At 61.6% G+C, this 15729-nt stretch carries 11 protein-coding genes; 8 read left to right on the top strand and 3 right to left on the bottom strand.

The annotated features are described in order from the left end of the window. Positions 1-73 precede the first annotated feature (73 nt). The 3 genes from dnaQ to AC3WP7_RS21430 all read right to left on the bottom strand — a co-directional run bounded on the left by dnaQ (position 74) and on the right by AC3WP7_RS21430 (position 2126). Complete coding sequence (dnaQ, locus tag AC3WP7_RS21440; RefSeq protein ID WP_165447934.1) at positions 74-814, bottom strand: DNA polymerase III subunit epsilon; 741 nt, start codon at positions 812-814, stop codon at positions 74-76. Between the two features lie 70 nt (positions 815-884). After that, on the bottom strand, positions 885-1337 hold the full coding sequence (rnhA, locus tag AC3WP7_RS21435; protein WP_102592986.1) for a ribonuclease HI: 453 nt from the start codon (positions 1335-1337) through the stop codon (positions 885-887). A gap of 30 nt (positions 1338-1367) precedes the next feature. Continuing rightward, positions 1368-2126, bottom strand: a complete 759-nt coding sequence (locus tag AC3WP7_RS21430) for a class I SAM-dependent methyltransferase (protein ID WP_071490683.1) — start codon at positions 2124-2126, stop codon at positions 1368-1370. 65 nt (positions 2127-2191) lie between these two features. Here AC3WP7_RS21430 and gloB point away from each other — a divergent pair, with 65 nt between their 5' ends. From gloB to AC3WP7_RS21390, 8 genes are all read left to right on the top strand, one after another. Then, a complete protein-coding gene (gloB, locus tag AC3WP7_RS21425) occupies positions 2192-2959 on the top strand; it encodes a hydroxyacylglutathione hydrolase (RefSeq protein WP_102592985.1) in 768 nt (255 codons plus the stop codon). Positions 2960-3057: 98 nt separating this feature from the next. Beyond that, entirely contained in the window at positions 3058-4473 is a 1416-nt protein-coding gene (locus AC3WP7_RS21420; RefSeq protein ID WP_092248861.1) for a lytic transglycosylase domain-containing protein, read from the top strand. 210 nt (positions 4474-4683) lie between these two features. After that, positions 4684-6513 (top strand): extracellular solute-binding protein, encoded by a 1830-nt coding sequence (locus AC3WP7_RS21415; protein WP_102592984.1) that lies wholly within the window; start codon positions 4684-4686, stop codon positions 6511-6513. Next, positions 6510-8348 carry an extracellular solute-binding protein gene (locus AC3WP7_RS21410; protein ID WP_092248855.1) on the top strand — a complete coding sequence of 613 codons (1839 nt, stop codon included), beginning with the start codon at positions 6510-6512 and terminating at the stop codon, positions 8346-8348. Before AC3WP7_RS21415 ends, AC3WP7_RS21410 begins: the two co-directional genes overlap by 4 nt. Next, positions 8349-9425: a microcin C ABC transporter permease YejB gene (locus AC3WP7_RS21405; RefSeq protein WP_025857226.1), complete on the top strand. Its 1077-nt coding sequence runs from the start codon at positions 8349-8351 to the stop codon at positions 9423-9425. It begins immediately after the preceding gene. Position 9426: 1 nt separating this feature from the next. Then, on the top strand, positions 9427-10446 hold the full coding sequence (locus tag AC3WP7_RS21400; protein WP_012723835.1) for an ABC transporter permease: 1020 nt from the start codon (positions 9427-9429) through the stop codon (positions 10444-10446). 1 nt (position 10447) lies between these two features. Then, complete coding sequence (locus tag AC3WP7_RS21395; RefSeq protein WP_093514534.1) at positions 10448-12049, top strand: ABC transporter ATP-binding protein; 1602 nt, start codon at positions 10448-10450, stop codon at positions 12047-12049. A 157-nt stretch (positions 12050-12206) separates the two neighbouring features. Further along, the gene (locus tag AC3WP7_RS21390) at positions 12207-15698 is read left to right on the top strand and encodes a hypothetical protein (protein ID WP_102592983.1); all 3492 of its coding nucleotides are present in this window, start codon (positions 12207-12209) and stop codon (positions 15696-15698) included. Positions 15699-15729 lie beyond the last annotated feature (31 nt).

The following is a 15729-nucleotide window of genomic DNA, read 5'->3' as shown; positions in this document are numbered from 1 at the left end:
TCAACACAGGTTTCGACTGGCCTGCCCCTATCGGGAGCAAGCCCCCACAGTTCCAATCGAGTTCAGCCAGGGGTTATTGCTGGGTCAGTTGGGTCCATAATGCCGGCGCGCCCGCCGATTTGGCGATCGCTTCGAGCCGAGCCGCGTGTTCCGCGAGGTCCTGTTCGCTGGCGCGGATGATAGTGGTCGGCTTGCGATCAGCCGGCAGTCGGCGGATTTCCGAAGGACGGTTGCCCGAGCCTTCCGCCGAACCGCTGCCATCGGAGGCGTTGCCCGCCAGGGACAGGCTGGTCTGCCCGCCGGTCATGGTCAGGTAGACGTCAGCGAGAATCTCGGAGTCGAGCAAGGCGCCGTGGAGCTCACGGCCGGAGTTGTCGACGCCATAACGTTTGCACAGGGCGTCGAGGCTGTTGCGCTGACCCGGGTGGCGCTCACGGGCCATCATCAGGGTATCGAGGATCGAGCAGTGCCGGGAAATGTCCGCGCGATCGGTCTGCCCCATCAGGGCAAACTCGTTATTGATGAAGCCGACGTCAAACGCCGCGTTATGGATGATCAACTGGGCACCGTTGATGAATTCGAAGAACTCATCGGCGACTTCGGCGAAGCGCGGCTTGCCCTTGAGAAATTCGTCAGTGATGCCGTGGACGGCGATTGCGCCTTCGTCACTGTCGCGGTCCGGTTGCAGGTAGACGTGGAAGTGACGGCCGGTCAGGCGACGCCCCATCAATTCGACACAGCCGATTTCAATGATCCGGTGACCGTCGGTCACCGGCATGCCGGTGGTTTCGGTATCGAGTACAACAGATCGGATGGCCATCAGGGTTCAGCTCTCAACGGTTTGGTGTATTTCAAAGGGCGCGATGTTACCACGTGAGTCGCCTTCAACTCTGCTTGTAGCCCCGCACTTCATCCACGCCACGGTTGGCCAACTGGTCAGCACGTTCGTTGCCGGGATGGCCGACGTGGCCGCGTACCCATTTCCAGGTGATGTCATGGCGATTGCATTGCTCATCGAGCAATTGCCACAGGTCGGCATTTTTCACCGGTTCCTTGGCGGCGGTTTTCCACCCGCGCTTCTTCCAGTTGACCATCCACTCGTTGATGCCCTTCATCACGTATTGCGAGTCGGTCACCAGCAGCACATTGCAGCGGCGCTTGAGTTCTTCCAGGCCACGAATGGCGCCCATCAGCTCCATGCGGTTGTTGGTGGTGTTGGCCTCACCACCCCACAACTCCTTCTCCACGCCCTTGCACACCAGCAACGCGCCCCAGCCGCCGGGGCCCGGGTTGCCCTTGCAGGCGCCATCGGTGAAGAGTTCTACGCTATCGGTCATCGGTTGCTCGGTATCAATTCAAAAAGAGGATTACGCATCGCTTTGCTTGCGGTTGACCTTGGCCATCGGCAATGGCACCAACTTGCCCATCGGCTCGCGGCGCACCTGCTGCAACGGGCGCAGCCCGACCGCGATCTTGCGCGCCACCAGCAGGTAAAAGCCGCCACCGGACAATTGCCAGGCGCCGGCCCGGCGTTCCCAGCCGGCCAGGCGGCCCTGCCACTTGGTCGACGCAAGCGGCGGACGATAGCACCCGAAGCGGCGTTTCTCCAGCGCGAAGCCCAGCAGGTTCAGCCAGTCGCCCACCCGCTGCGGCGAGATGCAGCGCGCCTGGCGCAGGCCGTCATGGGCGAACACATGGCGCAGGCCCCAACTGCTCCAGGGGTTGATCCCCACGATCAGCAAATGGCCACCGGGCCGTACGCTGCTCGCCGCCTCGCGCAACAAGCCGTGGGGCGACAGGCAGAAATCCAGCCCGTGCTGCAACACCACTACATCGGCAGCATGCTCGCTCAACGGCCAGGCCTGTTCCTCGCACACGATCTCCACGCCTGGCAACGGTGCCCCCAGGCGAACATTGCGTTGCACCTGCGGCGCGCAGGGCGGCGTTTCGGCCGAGGGGCCGTAGTGCACCAGATAGCCACCAAAGAACCGGCCCAGCTCGTCTTCGAGCATGCGCCGTTCTTCGTCCAGCAGAAATTGCCCGATGGGACCGGACAGCCACTCGCGGGCCGCGCCGATCAGGGCCAGCCACTCAGGATCGGCCTGGGCGAACGCTTTATCAGTCATTGCATTCTCCAACTCGCCTAGACGTTCTAAGATGCACCAATGTGTTCAGCTTGGCGAATCGAAGAATGATACAGATCAGTGCCCTGCCCGCCTTCACCGATAACTACATCTGGTTGTTACAGGACCCTCGCACCCAACGCTGCGCCGTGGTCGACCCCGGCGATGCCGCGCCCGTGCTGGCCTGGCTCGAACAGAACCCTGGCTGGAGCCTCAGCGACATCCTGATCACCCACCATCACCACGATCACGTCGGCGGTGTCGAACAGCTCAAGCGTGAGACCGACGCCAAGGTCTACGGCCCGGCCAACGAGAAGATCCCGGCGCGGGACGTGGCGTTGCACGATAACGACCGCATCACGGTACTCGGCTGGGACTTCGACATCTATAGCGTTCCCGGCCATACCCTGGGCCATATCGCCTTTTATCACCCGGGCGTGCTGTTGTGTGGCGACACCCTGTTCGCCGCCGGTTGCGGGCGCCTGTTCGAAGGCACGCCGGAACAGATGCACAGCTCCCTCGAGCGCCTGGCCGCCCTGCCCGCCGATACCCTGGTGTACTGCACCCACGAATACACGCAGAGTAACCTCAAGTTCGCCCAAGCTGTGGAACCGGAAAACACAGATATAGCCGAACGAGTGGAGAACGTACGCCAACTGCGGGCCAGAGGCGAGATCACGCTGCCTTCCAACCTGGCCCTGGAAAAGCTGACCAACCCCTTTCTGCGTACCTCTGAAACATCCGTTAAACAAAAAGCGGACGAACGGAATGGCCGTGACAACCGCTCTGGGGCCGAGGTGTTTGCTAGCTTGAGGGCTTGGAAAGATAAGTTCTAAAGGGAAGCAATCTGATACGCAATTTCTGAATGGTTGACCGGAACCCAACGGGTTTCTAGAATCGCCCGACATTTTTGCCCGGAACTTACTTCCAGCCAATGTCGTCATCTATTCGTAAATCCAACCATTCAGACGCATTGACCCGCCTGGCTCAAGCTGTGGCGGTGGCTGTGTCCGCCACACTGGCGGGCTGCCAATCAAGCAATTTCACCGCACAATCCACCGTGCAACCCAAGCCAAACCTCACCGCCAAAATCAAACAGAAACCCGTCATCTGGCTTTCAGAAAAACCGGCTCCCGACGTACCCCAGGATGTTTGGGAACGCATGCGCCGGGGCTTTCAACTGCAGGAGGGTCTAGGTGTCAACCCGCGTATCGAGCAACAGCGCCTGTGGTTCGCCAGCAACCCGTCCTTCCTGGAGAATGCCGGAGAACGCGGCAGCCTCTACATTCACTACATCGTCGAACGTCTCGAAGAACGCAACATGCCCCTGGAGCTGGCGCTGCTGCCAGTGATTGAAAGTGCCTACAATCCGATGGCCTATTCGCGCAGCGATGCGGTCGGCCTCTGGCAGTTCATCCCCTCCACCGGGCGCTACTTCAACCTGCGCCAGACCCGTGCCTACGATGGCCGTCGCGACATCACCGCCTCCACCACCGCCGCCCTCGACTACCTGACCCGCCTGCATGACATGTTCAACGGCGACTGGCTGCTGGCCCTGGCCGCCTATAACGCCGGCGAAGGCACGGTGAGCCGGGCCATCGAGCGCAACGAGAAGCTCGGCCTGCCGACCGACTACTGGAACCTGCCCCTGCCCCAGGAAACCAAGGACTACGTGCCCAAGTTCCTGGCGCTGTCCCAGGTGGTGCTGGCACCCGAGGCCTACGGCGTCAACCTGAACCCGATTGCCAACCAACCTTACTTCGAAGTGGTGGAAGTCAAGCAGAGCATGGACCTGTCACGGGTTGCCGCGCTGGCCGAGATCGACGAAGACGAACTGTTCCAGCTCAACCCGGCGCTGAAACAACGCACCACCCTGGATGGCCCGCAGCATTTGCTGGTGCCCAGTTCCAAGGCGCAACTGCTGACCAGCACCCTTTCGACGATGAAGCCTGAAGAATTGCTGGCGATGCGTCCGAAAAAGCAGGTGTTCGACGAGGTCGAGACCGCACGGGTGGCCGGGCGTACTCGCAGCTACAAGGTACGCACCGGCGACAACCTGACGCTGATCGCCAAGGCCAATAAGGTCGACGTACATGACCTGCAACGCTGGAACAAGCTCAACGGCCAGGCCCTCAAGGTCGGCCAGACCCTGGTAATGCAGGACACGCGCAAGCTGGTGGCCAAGGCCGACAGCAAGAAACCGGTGCAATACAAGGTCAAGAAAGGCGACTCGCTGTACATCGTCGCCAAGCGCTTCAATGTCGAGATGCAACACCTCAAGCGCTGGAACCCGCGTACCGGCCAGGCCCTGAAGCCTGGGCAGATGCTGGTGGTCTCCGGGCCACGCTAAGGCCTCTGGAACAATGGGGACCCCATGTGGGAGGGGGCTTGCCCCCGATAGCGGTAGGCCAGCCAATGAATCTGTTGGCTGGTGTGTTGCTATCGGGGGCAAGCCCCCTCCCACATTGTTTCTGCGTCAATCCAACGGCCTTTTTCCAACCGGAACAAGCTGTTACTGTACCGATCATAAAGCCCAAGCCGCCTGGATCGGATCTCTGACTTGAAGCGTCCCCTCCTTCTACTAATAAGTCTGGCCTTGAGCTTTGCAGCGAACGCGACGATTACCGAGAGCCACGGTTATGCGCAGTTCGGCAGCCTCAAGTACCCGGCCAAATTCACCCACTTCGATTGGGTAAACCCTGCAGCGCCGAAAGGCGGGACATTGCGGGTCATGGCCTTTGGCACTTTCGACACCCTCAACCCCTATACCTTCAAGGGCTCCAGCCCGGTTTCCACGCCGAACTTCCTGCAATATGGCGTCAATGAGCTGAATGAGCCCTTGATGGTCGGCACCGGCCTGTATGCGCCCTCCGGCGATGAACCCACCTCCAGCTATGGGCTGATCGCCCAATCGGTGGAGTACAGCGAGGACCGCAGTTGGGTGGTGTTCAACCTGCGTCCCGAAGCGCGCTTTCACGATGGCAAGCCGATCACGGCGTATGACGTGGCGTTTTCCTATCGCACCTTGCTGACCGAAGGGCACCCGCAATACCGCACCAACCTGCAGGAAGTGGCGCGGGTGGATATCCTCAACCGCCACCGCATCCGCTTTGTGTTCAAGCGTGCCGGCAACCCCTTGCTGATCCTGCGCCTGGGCGAGTTGCCGGTATTGCCCCAGCACTACTGGAAAAACCGCGACTTCAAGGCCACCACCTTCGAACCACCCCTGGGCAGCGGTCCCTACCGCATCAGCAAGGTCACGCCCGGACGGCAACTGGTGTTCGAACGGGTCAAGGACTACTGGGGCAAGGACCTGCCGGTCAACCAGGGCTTCTATAACTATGACAAGGTCGAGGTGGAGTTTTACCGCGACAGCGATGTGGCCTTCGAAGCCTTCAAGGCCGGTGAATTCGATATCTATATCGAGCACCAGGCCAAGAACTGGGCCAATGGCTACAACTTCCCGGCGGTGAACCGGGGTGACGTGATCAAGGCGCAGATCGCCCACCAAATCCCGACACAGAGCCAGGGTCTGTTCATGAACACGCGGCGGCCCACATTCAGCCAAACCAAGGTGCGCGAAGCCCTGGGGCTGATGTTCGACTTCGAGTGGACCAACCGCACCCTGTTCAGCAGCGCGTACAAGCGCACCTTGAGCTACTACCCCAACAGCGAATTCGCCGCCACCGGCGTACCCACCGGCCGTGAATGGCTGATGCTCTCGCCCTACCGCGAGCAGTTGCCGGCCAACCTGTTCACGCAAGCCTTCAGCCTGCCCCAGACCGACGGGCGCGGCATCCCTCGCGAGACCATGCGCCGCGCGCTGGCCCTGCTCGGCGAGGCTGGCTGGAAGCTGTCCGGGCAGCGCCTGGTCAACAAGGATGGCCAGCCGCTGCGTTTCGAGATCCTGCTGGTCAACCCGAACCTGGAGCGCATCCTGCAGCCCTATGTCGAGAACCTGATCAGCATCGGCGTCGACGCGCGCCTGCGTACCGTCGACCGTGCCCAGTACAAGCAGCGCCTGGACCAATTCGACTTCGACATGATCCTGATCACCCTCAACCAGACCTTGAGTCCGGGCCTTGAGCAGTGGCAGTACTTCCACTCCAGCCAGTCCGCGATCAAGGGCAGCAAGAACTACGCAGGCATCAACAATCCGATTGTCGATCACCTGCTGGAACAACTGCTGGCCGCCAAGACCCGCGAAGAGCAACTGGCCGCCGGCCGTGCCCTCGACCGGGTGCTGCTGTGGCAGCACTACAGTATTCCCAACTGGTACCTCAACTATCATCGCCTGGCGTACCGCAACCGGTTCGCCTTTGTCACCACGCCGCCCTACAGCCTGGGCCTGAGCGCGTGGTGGCTGAAAGCTTCGGAGAAAGCCCAATGATATCTTTGCGTACTGCCCTGCTCGGCAGCCTGCTGCTGTGCACTGCGGCCCAGGCCGCCCCGCAACATGCGTTGACGCTGTACAACGAACCGCCGAAATACCCCGCCGACTTCAAGCACTTCGACTACGTCAACCCGGACGCGCCCAAGGGTGGCACGTTCCGCGAGTCGGCCATGGGCGGCTTCGACAGCCTCAACCCCTATATCAGCAAAGGTGTACCGGCCGACAATCTGGGCCTGATCTACGACACCCTGGCCATGCAAAGCCTGGACGAGCCCATCACCGAATACGGTCTGGTGGCCGGCAAGATCGAAAAAGCCCCGGACAACAGCTGGGTGCGCTTCTACCTGCGCCCGGAAGCGCGCTTCCATGATGGCCACCCGATCCGCGCCGAGGACGTGGTATTTACCTTCCAGGAACTGATCAAGGAAGGTTCACCGATCTACCGCACTTATTACGCCGACGTCGACGAAGTCATCGCCGAAGACCCGCTCAAGGTTCTGTTCAAGTTCAAGCGCACCAACAACCGCGAATTGCCGCTGATCCTCGGACAACTGCCGGTATTGCCCAAGCATTGGTGGGCCACCCGCGACTTCGCCAGGGGCAATCTGGAAATACCGCTGGGCAGCGGGCCGTACAAGGTCGCCGAGGTCAAGGCCGGACGAATGATCCGCTACGAGCGGGTCAAGGATTACTGGGCCAAGGACCTGCCGATCACCAAGGGTTTCTACAATTTCGACAACCGCATCACCGACTACTACCGCGACAGCACCGTGTCCCTGGAAGCCTTGAAGGCCGGGCAGTTCGACTACTGGCTGGAATTCAGCGCGAAGAACTGGGCCAACGCCTACAACATCCCCGCTGTTGCCCAGGGCCGGCTGATCAAGGAAGAAATCCCCAACGGTAACCCCACCGGGATGCAGGGGTTTGTGTTCAACATGCGCAAGCCGATGTTCCAGGATGTGCGCGTGCGCAAGGCCATCAGCCTGTTGCTGGACTTCGAGTGGAGCAACAAGCAGCTGTTCAACGGCGCCTATACCCGTACGCGCAGTTACTTCGAAAACTCGGAAATGGCCGCCACCGGCCTGCCCGGCCCGGATGAACTGGCGATTCTCGAGCCCCTGCGCGACAAGATCCCGCCCGAAGTCTTCACCCAGGCCTTCGAACCCTCCAGGACCGACGGCAGCGGCATGATCCGCGCCCAGCAACGCGAGGCCTACCAACTGCTGCAGGAAGCCGGCTGGCGCATCGTCGATGACAAGATGGTCGACACCACTGGCAAACCGGTAACCATCGAATTCCTGCTGGCCCAGACCGAATTCGAACGCATCCTGCTGCCGTTCAAGCGCAACCTGGCCGACCTGGGCATCGACCTGGTGATCCGCCGGGTCGACGTGTCGCAGTTCATCAACCGTATCCGCTCGCGGGACTTCGACATGCTGGTGGGCAGCTTCCCGCAGTCCACTTCACCGGGCAACGAACAGCGCGAGTTCTGGAAATCGTCCAGCGCCGACAAACCCGGCAGCCGCAACTACATGGGTCTCAAGGACCCGGCCATCGACCAGTTGGTGGAAGAGTTGATCGACGCCGATTCACGCAAAAGCCTGGTGGCCCATGCCAAGGCCCTGGACCGCGTGTTGCAATTTGGCTACTACGTGATCCCCAACTGGCACATCAAGACTTTCCGCGTGGCGTACTGGGATCACCTGGGCCACCCGAAAGTCCCACCGCGCTACGACGTCGGCACGGCCACCTGGTGGGCCAAGCCCGACGTCAAACCGGCCGTCATCCCGGACACCAACACGAGCGCCGATCCGGCGAGCGGAGGCGATTAAATGCTGGCCTATATCTTTCGCCGCCTGTTGCTGATTATCCCGACGCTGTTCGGGATCCTGCTGATCAACTTCGTCATCATCCAGGCCGCCCCCGGTGGCCCGGTGGAGCAGATGATCGCCAAGCTCGAAGGCTTTGAAGGCGCCACCAGCCGCATTGCCGGCGGCGGCGCCGAGGTATCGGTGGCCGGCTCCAGCAGCTACCGCGGCGCCCAGGGCCTGGACCCGGCGCTGATCAAGGAAATCGAGAAAATGTACGGCTTCGACAAGTCGGCGCCGGAACGTCTGTGGATCATGGTCAAGAACTACGCCCAGCTGGATTTTGGCGACAGCTTCTTCCGCGACGCCAAGGTCATCGACCTGATCAAAGAAAAGATGCCGGTGTCCATTTCCCTCGGGTTATGGAGCACGCTGATCATGTACCTGGTGTCGATCCCCCTGGGGATCGCCAAGGCCACGCGGCACGGCAGCCATTTCGACGTGTGGACCAGCTCGGCGATCATCGTCGGCTACGCGATCCCGGCCTTCCTGTTTGCGATCCTGCTGATCGTGGTGTTTGCCGGCGGCAGTTACCTGGACTGGTTCCCCCTGCGCGGGCTCACCTCCAACAACTTCGATGAACTGAGCTGGGGCGGCAAGATCCTCGATTACTTCTGGCACCTCGCGCTGCCCATCACGGCCCTGGTGATCGGCAACTTCGCCACCATGACCCTGCTGACCAAGAACAGCTTCCTTGACGAGATCAACAAGCAGTATGTGATCACCGCCAAAGCCAAGGGCCTGACCAACCACCGCGTGCTCTACGGCCACGTGTTCCGCAACGCGATGCTGCTGGTGATCGCCGGTTTCCCCTCGGCCTTCATCGGGATCTTCTTCACCGGCTCATTGCTGGTGGAAGTGATCTTCTCCCTCGACGGCCTGGGCCTGATGAGCTTTGAAGCGGCGATCAACCGCGACTACCCGGTGGTGTTCGGCACGCTGTTCATCTTCACCCTGCTGGGGTTGATCGTGAAGCTGATCGGCGACCTTACCTACACCCTGGTCGATCCGCGGATCGACTTTGCCAGCCGGGAGCATTGAGATGAACCTGTCCCCCCTCAATCGCCGCCGGTTCGAACGGTTCAAGGCCAACAAGCGTGGCTGGTGGTCGCTGTGGCTGTTCCTGATCCTGTTCGTGCTGAGCCTGGGCGCCGAGCTGATCGCCAACGACAAACCCCTGGCCGTGCACTACGACGGCGGCTGGTACTTCCCGGCGCTCAAGCGCTACCCGGAGACCACATTCGGCGGCGAATTCCCTCTGGAGGCCAACTACAAGAGCCCGTACATCCAGGAACTGCTCAAGGCCAAGGACGCCTGGACGTTGTGGGCGCCGATCCCGTTCAGCTACCAGAGCATCAACTACGACCTCAAGGTGCCGGCCCCCGCGCCGCCTTCCAGCGTCAACCTGCTGGGCACCGATGACCAGGGCCGCGACGTGCTGGCGCGGGTCATCTACGGCTTCCGCGTGTCGGTGCTGTTTGCCCTGACCCTCACCGTGCTCAGCTCGATCATCGGCGTGATCGCCGGGGCCCTGCAGGGCTTCTATGGCGGCTGGGTCGACCTGGCCGGGCAGCGTTTCCTGGAGATCTGGTCCGGGTTACCGGTGCTGTACCTGCTGATCATCCTCGCCAGTTTCGTGCAGCCCAACTTCTGGTGGCTGCTGGGGATCATGCTGCTGTTCTCGTGGATGAGCCTGGTGGACGTGGTGCGCGCCGAGTTCCTGCGTGGGCGTAACCTGGAATATGTGCGGGCGGCGCGGGCGCTGGGCATGCAGAACGGCGCGATCATGTTCCGCCATATCTTGCCCAATGCGATGGTGTCGACCATGACCTTCATGCCGTTCATTCTCACCGGCGCCATCGGTACGCTTACCGCCCTGGACTTCCTCGGCTTCGGTTTGCCCGCCGGCTCGCCGTCCCTGGGTGAACTGGTGGCCCAGGGCAAATCCAACCTGCAAGCGCCGTGGCTGGGCATGAGTGCCTTTGCCGTGCTGGCGATCATGTTGAGTTTGCTGGTGTTTATCGGCGAGTCCGCTCGCGATGCCTTCGACCCGAGGAAATGAGATGAATCAGGACAATCTGATCGAAGTCCGCGACCTCTGCGTCGAGTTCGTCACGGGCGAACACCACCACCGCGTGGTGAACCATGTCAGCTTCGATATCAAGCGCGGTGAAACCATCGCACTGGTGGGTGAAAGCGGCTCGGGCAAATCGGTAACCGCCCACTCGATCCTGCGCCTGCTGCCCTACCCGCTGGCGCGCCATCCCTCCGGCACCATCGAGTATGCCGGCCAGGACCTGCTGACCCTCAAGGAAAAAACCATCCGCCACATTCGCGGTAACCGCATTGCGATGATCTTCCAGGAGCCGATGACCTCCTTGAACCCGTTGCACACCATAGAGAAGCAGATCAACGAAGTGCTGGGCCTGCACAAAGGGTTGCAAGGCAAGGTCGCCACCCAGCGCACCCTGGAGCTGCTGGAGCTGGTGGGTATTCCTGAGCCGCACAAGCGCCTCAAGGCCCTGCCCCATGAACTGTCCGGTGGTCAGCGCCAGCGGGTGATGATCGCCATGGCCCTGGCCAATGAGCCCGAATTGCTGATCGCCGATGAGCCGACCACCGCACTCGACGTGACGGTGCAATTGAAGATCCTGGAATTGCTCAAGGAACTGCAGGCGCGCCTGGGCATGGCGCTGTTGCTGATCAGCCATGACCTCAACCTGGTGCGCCGGATTGCCCACCGCGTGTGCGTGATGCAAAAGGGTTGCATCGTCGAGCAGGCGGAGTGCGAGACGCTGTTCCAGTCACCCCGGCACCCGTACACCCAGGAGTTGTTGGCGGCAGAACCCAGCGGCGGCCCGGCGACCAACGATGTTGGCCCACCGTTGCTGGAGGTCGATGACCTGAAAGTGTGGTTCCCGATCAAGAAGGGCTTTTTGCGCAACACCGTTGACTACGTCAAGGCGGTGGACGGTATCAACTTCAGCCTGCCCCAGGGGCAGACCCTGGGCATCGTCGGTGAAAGCGGCTCGGGCAAGTCCACCCTGGGCCTGGCGATCCTGCGGTTGATCGCCAGCAAGGGCGGTATTCGTTTCGAAGGCCAGCAACTGGACAAGCTCAGCCAACAACAGGTACGCCCGTTGCGCCGGGAAATGCAGGTGGTGTTCCAGGACCCGTTCGGCAGCCTGAGCCCGCGCATGTGCGTCAGCGAGATCGTCGGCGAAGGCTTGCGCATCCACAAGATGGGCACGCCGGCCGAACAGGAAGCGGCGATTATCGCGGCGCTCAAGGAAGTGGGCCTGGACCCGGAATCCCGGCATCGCTACCCTCACGAGTTCTCCGGTGGGCAGCGCCAACGCATTGCCATCGCCCGCGCGCTGGTGCTCAAGCCACGTCTGATCCTGCTCGACGAGCCCACCTCGGCCCTCGACCGCACGGTGCAACGCCAGGTGGTGGAACTGCTGCGCAGCCTGCAGGCCAAGTACAACCTGACCTACCTGTTCATCAGCCATGACTTGGCGGTGGTGAAGGCGCTGAGTCACCAATTGATGGTGGTCAAGCATGGGCAGGTGGTGGAGCAAGGGGATGCGCAGGCGATCTTTGCGGATCCGCAGCATGCCTATACCCGCCAGTTGCTGGAAGCCGCTTTCCTGGTTCCCGCCTGACACAACCTTGAAAAAGTCTGAGAGGAGGCTTGCCGCCCGCAGGCCTTAACCTTGCGACCGTGGCTGACGCAAGCCACGGCCTTGCAGGAAACACCTGCTACAGAGGCCCCCTCCTCGTGGCGGATGATCCGGGGTTTCATCAGCCGGAACCGACCTCATGGATGACATTCACGCCCTTGCCCTGACCTGGGACAGCCTCCCCGGCGACACGCCGCTGCCACTCAGTCTCAGCCCTTCTATCGCCTACCTGAACGAACGCCAATCCCTGCGCAGCGAAGGCGACACGACCCTGATCGGCCACTTGAGCCGCCTGCTGGCCATCGCTTCGAACCAATCATTACCGCCTCCCACGCATCCCGTGACAATGGTCGCGCATTCTCAGTTGGGCCAATGGTGCGAAGCCTTTTGCAAGGCCATCAATCAGAAAGACTTCATTGACTGGGCCAACGCCGAGGGGTTTGATCTGGCCACGCTACGCGTGCACAACAGCCGGCTGAGCGTGACGGCTCACGGGCAGCCCAGGGTCTACACCCTGGCCGACACGTCCGCCTGGTGGACATTGGCCAACCCGATCATCTACATCAGCCAACTCCTGGACCCGACCGCACTGGGCATGCCGTATATCGCACCTGTGCCTCCCGCCGGTGCGCGCACCTTTCCCTTGAACCTGACGCTGGCGTTCCATGGTTTGCCGATGCCTGCCAACCGCCTGCAGGCGCAGACCATTGTCGAAGAGCTCGACGCCTTGAAGGGTTTTCCCGGCTTTGACGATAACGGGCGCAGCAAGTCGATGAGCTACGCCGAGTCGAGCCAGCAGATGCTCGACTATCGACAGCTGGCAGAGGCCCTGCAACGGTTGGTCAAGGACGAGAACAGCTTTGACGCGTTGGATATCTACCGCACTGTGCTGTATCTGACATCCGATTCGCGGTTGTCCAGAAACCTCAAGGAGGCGGCGGGCCTGTTGCAGGCAATCATCAATAGCAACGACCTGGGCAGCACGGACGACGCGCCAGCGCCCGCTTACTTCGATTACCAGCGGCAAGTGTTGTGTGTGCTGAACCCGGACAGCGGGCGCGAAATAAACACCTTGGTGCCAAAGGCACCCGATGAGCGTTGGAACCGGTTGGCCACACTCGGCGAACAACTGGGCAGCCATGTCTATACCGACCAGCGCATCAGTATGGTCGGGGCTTTGCAGGCGTATGCCATCGAGCGCCCGCTGAGCAGGACGGAGGTCAGCCTCCTGAGCCAGCGCCTGCGCGACTGGCCGGCGCCTGCGGTGCCGGTGATATTGAACAGCGCCCGGTCGTTCGGCGAACTGTACCGCTATCGGCAGTACATCGGTCTGCTCAATGATCGCCACGTACTGCGCAACGCCTTGTCGACGGTGATCGCTGGCGGGAACCTGAATGATGCCGATCGGTTTGAGGTAGGCGCCAGCGTTGACCCGGACACACTCCAGGCAACCGTTAAAAAAGCCTACGCCCAGATCCACGTGCTGACCGACCACCCTGACTTCCTGGCCATCCGCACCCGGGAACGCGTCGACCCTGCCAGCCACGTATTGCTCACTGCCGAGGGTAGCGTTGGCGCCAATGGCCTGGACGGCACCTGGAAAACCCTGACCGACCCAGTGATGAGCAATGTTGAACTTGCCCCTCTGGTGTCGCGCCTGAAGCTGGTAGCGGCCAAGACAGGCGGGTACTTGCGCAGTCATTTCAAGGTGACGCTCAGCCAGGCACTGAACCTCTACCACCTTGTACGCCCCCACACACTGCACGAGGCACGCCTGACGTTGCAGCAACTGACCGTCAGCCAACCCCTGCCGACGCGTCAGGGCCACTACTGGCGAGCGCTCAAGCCGCTGTCTGGTTCACAACCCTCAGCCTGGAAACTGTCGGTGCTCGATCGCACGCAAATCATGCGCATCATCGAGCGCTTCACGGCCGACCAGGACGTGCCGCTGTTCGAGTACCTCGGCCAGCCCATCGTCGCCGGCAAGTCGATAGCCGATGTGCGGGCGGAAGCGGATTTCCTCATGGTCCGCCTGCTCGCAACACCCTTGGCCCAGCAACTGGCAGACGCTTTGTCGAACGCCCTGCACTGGCATGGCGGCCACGCCGGCGAGCGCACGGAAAGTGGCAGCCGCAGTGCACTGATACTGGCAGCACTGATCCTGAGCCTGGACCCCGAGCCCGATGCGTACCCGAACCGGATCAATCTGGTCGACTGGCACGACGATTACTTCTGGGGTGAGCACGTGCCGTTCATACGCCAGTGCATCGACAGCAGCCTGGCCGGGCTCCACCCAGCTACCGCAGCACTGGCCGCGCACCTGTTGCTGAGCGAAAAGGGTCCACATTTGCTCGTACGCGACATACCCGACGCCACGCCTTGCCTGAGCGCCCAGACCTGGGTGCTGTATCATCAATACGTCATGTACATGGAAAAGGTCATGCCGGGGTCTTCCCGTCAATTGACTTACAACCAGATCATGTTCCTGGCCGGGCTGGCGCCACACGGCAGCTGGAAGCGCTTCCTCGAAAGCAGCGAAGCAACGCCGCCGGTGCTGGAATGGGCCGTGGTCAACGGCATGCTGGACCCTCGACCGCGTTACGATGTGCTGGCGATCAATACGGCACTGGAAGGCCTCAATCGACAGCGTGCCAGCCTGGCCGACGCCGTCGAGACGTTTGCACAGCCTGTGGTGACCTTGCGCCAGACCGCGCTGGACGATCTGCGCCGAGTGTATGCCGACAACACCTTGCTTGAAGAGCCAGTGCTGATGTGGCTGCCGGAGCATTCGCCGTTTTCCGAAGACGGCCGCTTTGAGGGCGTGTATACGGGCCCTCTGTACTCGTTCGTCGACCTGCACAGTGCCGGTGCCCTGGATGTCACCTCGAAACGCTGGCACTCGGCAAACGCTGGGGTCAAATATCGGGAATTGGCTCGGCAATTCCACTTGCTCACTCCGATCAATCGGCTTTTTTTCGACACCTTTGATCGCAAGCTCGGGCAGTTGAAAGAAGCCTACGGGACCGCGCTCCGTTACGGCTTGTCGCACCTGACCCTGCCCAGTCGTGAAGCCCTGGAATACGGCCTGGTGCTTTTTTTCGGTCTCACCCAGAGGCACGGCGAAGTCGGCCGGTTCGGTGTACTGATGTATGTCTCGCATTACAGCGACAGAAAGTTCTATGAAGTTTTTCCCCGGCACCTGTTGGTTCGTCCACGTCCAGACCTTGACTACAATCGGGTCATGCAGGCGGCCAAGGACGGCGCCAGCGGTGCCTGGATGCGTTTCGACTGGCCGGCCTACGCGCAAGGCACCCGACCTGCCGAGGTGGCGCTGACCACGGCGGCGACAGACCTGGTCATCCATCAGCTCGACAACTTCGCACCCGCCGAAATCCCCGCCCCGGACCTCTTCGGACGCAGGGTGCCGCGCACCTTCGACTCACCACGCAGCCGCGCCTTGATGAGTGTCATCGTCGAGCGGCATATGCTGCATGACGGCGAGGCCCTGCGGGAAAAGGCCCGGCAACCGGTCACCCTGGCTGAGGCCGTGGCCGGTTACGATCCATGGGCCGACTACCTGCGCCGCTGTGCACCGCCGGTACGTCAGGGCTTGAACAATGGCGGGTTTTAGCTGACGCTGCTCGCCTGCCCGTTGAACTGCT

The sequence above is a fragment of the Pseudomonas sp. FW305-3-2-15-C-LB1 genome (genome assembly GCF_058787615.1).
This window is presented reverse-complemented; position numbering and strand designations above follow the sequence as displayed.